Source organism: Caldovatus aquaticus, from assembly GCF_019458025.1.
GTDB lineage: Bacteria > Pseudomonadota > Alphaproteobacteria > Acetobacterales > Acetobacteraceae > Caldovatus > Caldovatus aquaticus.
Genome location: NZ_JAHZUY010000119.1, coordinates 1 through 2,871 on the forward strand (window position 1 = coordinate 1; position 2,871 = coordinate 2,871).

Consider the following 2,871-nt stretch of genomic DNA (forward strand, 5'->3'; position numbering starts at 1 on the left):
GGCGGCGCGCGACCCGCGCGCCCCTCCGGCATCGCCGGCGGCCGCCGCGCCCGTCCCGCCCGCCGCCACCCGCGCCGCCGAGGCCGCCGCCGCCGCCCGCAGCCTGGAGGAGCTGCGCCGGGCGATCGCCGATTTCGATTGCCCCCTGCGCGAGACCGCGACCAACCTGGTCTTCGCCGACGGCGTCCCGGAGAGCGGGGTGATGCTGATCGGCGAGGCCCCGGGCGCGGAAGAGGACCGTCTCGGCAAGCCGTTCGTCGGCCAGTCCGGGCGGCTGCTCGACCGAATGCTGGCGAGCATCGGCCTCGACCGGGCGCGCAACGTCTACATCACCAACATCCTGCCCTGGCGCCCGCCCGGGAACCGCACGCCGACCGACGCCGAGATCGCGCTGTTCCTGCCCTTCGTGCTGCGCCACATCGCGCTGGTCCGGCCGCGCTGCCTCGTCCTGCTCGGCGGCGTCGCCGCCAAGGCGCTGCTCCGCTCGCGCGAGGGCATCACCCGGCTGCGCGGGCGCTGGCACGAGGTGACGGTCCCCGGCCTGGACCGGCCGGTGCCGGCCCTCGCCACCCTGCATCCCGCCTATCTGCTGCGCAATCCGGCGGCCAAGCGCGAGGCCTGGGCCGACCTCCTGCTGCTCCGCCGGCGGCTCGATGCGGAAGCGGGATAGGATCGTCTCCGCATTGTGATCCGCGAGAGCGCGCCAAGCCTTTGATTCCCGGTCCGACGTCTCAAAAACGACACATCGTCTCTCGTTTCGGGGTTGCAGCCGGGCGGCACGGCCGGTAGGGGCGAAGTCGCCATGCGAGCGATCTGCCCCATGGCCCGTGGCGCGCTCCTCGCGGGTGCGCTGCTGTGCGCGGGGGTGGGGTCGAAGCCCGCCGGCGCGCAACCGGCACGGGCCAGCCCCCAGACCGCCCCCCCGGCGCCGACCGAACTCGGTCTCAGCCTCGGCACCGTCGCGCCCGGGGCCGGCGGCGAGGCGACGCGCGGCAGCGGCCTGCCGCGCCCGCTCGCCCCGTCCCAGGCGGCGCGGCTCGCCCGCCTCTTCGACCTCCAGGCGCATGGCGAGATGGAGCAGGCGGCGCGCGAGACGGCGCTGCTCGAGGACCGGCGGCTGATCGGCCACGTGCTGGCCGACCGCTTCCTGCGCGCCCCCGCGGCCGCGGCGCCCGAGGCGCTGCGCGCCTGGCTCGCCGCCCATGGCGACCACCCGGACGCGCCGGCGATCCACGCCCTCCTCGCCCGCCGCCTGCCGCGCGGCGCGGCGCTGCCCCCGGCGCCCCCGCCGGCCGAAGGCGCGCTCGACCCGGATGCGGAGGTGGTGGTGCCGGAGGAGCGCGTCCCGCCCGCCCGTGGCGGGGTGGCGCGCAACCCGGCGCTCGACCGCACCGTGCGCGAGCTGGCGCGCCAGGGCCGGGTGCAGCAGGCGCTGCGCCACATCGCGCACACGCGCGGCATGACGCCGCCCTACGCGGCGCTGCTCAAGGCCGAGGTGGCGCTCGCCCTGTTCCAGCAGGGCGAGGACGAGGCGGCCTTCCGCCTCGCCGCGGAGGTCGCGCGCCGCGGCGGCGGCGACCATGGCGCCGCGGAGGCCGGCTTCGTCGCCGGCCTCGCCGCCTGGGGGATGGGGCGCTACGACCTCGCGCTCCCCTACTTCGAGGCCGCGGGGCGGGCGGAGGGCGCGCCGGCCGCGCTGCGCTCCGGCGCCGCCTTCTGGACGGCGCGCGCCGCGGTGCGGGCGCGGCGGCCGCAGCTCTACGTGCCCTGGATGGCGCTCGCCGCGCAGGAGCCACGCACCTTCTACGGCCTGGTCGCGCGCCGCGCCCTCGGCCTCGCCCCGGGCCTCGCCTGGGAGCGCGAGCTCGCCGGCGCGGCGGAGGCCGAGGCGCTGGCCGAGACCGCGGGCGGCTGGCGCGCCCTCGCCCTGCTGCAGATCGGCCAGCGGGCGCGCGCCGAGGCCGAGCTGCGCCGGCTCTGGCCGCTCGCCGAGGGCAATCCGGGCCTGGCGCGGGCGATGCTCGCGGTCGCCACCCAGGCGGGGATGACGCATCTCGCGGCGCAGCTCGCCGCGCTGGCGCAGAGCGCGGACGGCAGGCCGCGCGACTTCGCCCGCTTCCCGCTGCCGCGGCTCGACCCGCCGGGCGGCTTCCGCATGGACCCGGCGCTGCTCTACGCCATCGCCCGCCAGGAATCGAACTTCGATCCCGAGGCGGTCTCGCCGGCCGGCGCGCGCGGGCTGATGCAGATCATGCCGGCGACGGCGAGCTATGTCGCGGGCGATCCGAGCCTGCGCGAGGGGAACGGGGCGCGGCGGCTGCACGACCCCGGGCTCAGCCTCGAGCTCGGCCAGCGCTACCTGCTCCACCTGACGCGGCACGAGGCGGTGCAGGGCGACCTGATCCGCCTGCTCGCCGCCTACAACGCGGGCCCCGGCAACCTGGCGCGCTGGCTGCCGGCGAACGGGCACCGCGACGATCCGTTCCTGTTCATCGAATCGCTGCCGATCCCGGAGACGCGGACCTATGTGCGGCGGGTGCTGGCGCACTCCTGGATCTACGCCTCGCGCCTCGGCCTGCCGGCGCCGAGCCTGGATGCGCTCGCCGCCGGGCGGTTCCCGCGCTTCGCCGGGCCGGAGGAGGTCGCGGCGATGCTGCGGCGGAGCCCGATCCAGACCGCGGCGCAGCGCTAGGCTCTGGACTCAATCGCGCCCGGTAGGTGATGGCGGCGGCGAGGCAGGCGGGGGCGAGGAAGTTGCGGGCGGTCCTGTCGTATCGGGTGGCGATGCCGCGGGAATCCTCGATGCGGCAGAAGGTTCGCGCGATGGCGCTGCGGGGCCTGTAGCGTTCGGCGTCGCGCGGGAAGGCAACC

Annotated in this window: 2 protein-coding genes; both read left to right on the forward strand. The window is 77.4% G+C overall.

From position 1 onward, the window contains the following. Positions 1-670 (forward strand): uracil-DNA glycosylase (locus K1J50_RS18690; protein ID WP_220119254.1); only part of this gene is annotated, 670 nt, incomplete at its 5' end. A 150-nt stretch (positions 671-820) separates the two neighbouring features. Beyond that, the gene (locus K1J50_RS18695; RefSeq protein WP_255575470.1) at positions 821-2,692 is read left to right on the forward strand and encodes a lytic transglycosylase domain-containing protein; all 1,872 of its coding nucleotides are present in this window, start codon (positions 821-823) and stop codon (positions 2,690-2,692) included. Positions 2,693-2,871 lie beyond the last annotated feature (179 nt).